General features: G+C 64.7%; 1 protein-coding gene. It reads right to left on the bottom strand.

Translation table 11 applies throughout. The annotated features are described in order from the left end of the window. Nucleotides 1-31 precede the first annotated feature (31 nt). Entirely contained in the window at nucleotides 32-1,276 is a 1,245-nt protein-coding gene (locus tag ACIO3S_RS29705; RefSeq protein WP_400470571.1) for an IS30 family transposase, read from the bottom strand. Nucleotides 1,277-1,322: the final 46 nt, after the last annotated feature.

Genomic DNA, 1,322 nt, shown 5'->3' with positions numbered 1-1,322 from the left:
GGCGATCTCAACCGGTCGAAGCAACGGTTGGTCAAGCTGCTGGATTGAGCAGCTGGGCCAGCCGTTGGGCTGGCGTCTGTAGGTCAAGGGTAGGCCGTGGTCGTCGGTTGAGGGTGTCAGCGACGCGATGTAGGTCTTCGGCGCTGTGGCGTGAAAGGTCGCTGCTTTTCTCGAACCAGTGCCGCAACAGCCGGTTGGTGTTCTCGTTGGATCCTCGTTGCCAGGGCGAGTGCGGGTCGGCGAAGTAGACCGTGGTGCCGAGCTGGATCTGGATGTCTTGGTAGCGGGCGAGCTCGAGTCCGCGGTCCCAGGTGATCGAGCGGCGTAGATGCTCGGGCAGCTTGCCCATCTCACGGATCATCGCCTCAGCGACGGTCTCGGCGTCGTGGCGAGTGGGCAGGTGGAGCAAGATGACAAACCGGGTTGAGCGTTCGACCAAGGTGCCGATGGCCGAGCCGTTCTTGGTGCCGAGGATCAAGTCGCCCTCCCAGTGGCCCGGCACTACCCGGTCAGCGACCTCGGCAGGTCGTTGACTGATCTTGAACGCCTCGATGTAGGCGTTCTTGCTGGGGTCGTGGCTGGCACGGCCACGTGGTTTGCGGGCCTTGCGACGTGTCGAGAGGCACCGATGTAGATCAGCGCGGAGCTGACCTCGGGTTTGAACATAAAGTGCCCGGTAGATCGTCTCGTGACTCACCCATGCCATCCTCGCAGCCGGATCGACACCAGAGCCGACACCAGGATGATCGGTGCGCAACACCATCGCGATCAGCCCCGGTGACCAGCCCTGGTCCATCCAATCCTCGATCAACCGACACAGTTGCGGGTTCACGGCCAGCTTGAACTCCTTGGGACGCCGACGGCGCTGGTGCGCTGCCCGATGAGCCAACTCAGCGCGGTAGACACCGTCACTGCCGGTGTTGCGGGCGACCTCGCGGCACACCACCGACCTGTCCCGCCCGATCGCTGCGGCGATCTTGGCCTGCGACCACTCATCGGCCAGCCCCGCAGCGATCACCGCGCGGTCCTGGCCGGTCAAGCAACGCCGCTGGCGACCCGGACTATCGACGCCAGGGTCGCACGGCAGTGCCGCTCCCAGCCCACCCCGTAACGCGCCCGGCTCAAGTGGAATCAGCACCGGGCAAGCCTGATGCCACCACTGCACCGCCGTCGGTTTCGACACACCGACCACATCAGCCGCCCCACGCGCAGTCGACCCCGCACAGATCAGATCCACCACCCGGATTCGGACCTCAGCCGCAAACACCTTCGGCATGACAACACTCCCTCACTCAGCGTTGCCTCGACCGATTGATTCCGCC

It is taken from the genome of Nocardioides sp. NPDC087217 (genome assembly GCF_044744805.1).
GTDB lineage: Bacteria > Actinomycetota > Actinomycetes > Propionibacteriales > Nocardioidaceae > Nocardioides.
This window is presented reverse-complemented; position numbering and strand designations above follow the sequence as displayed.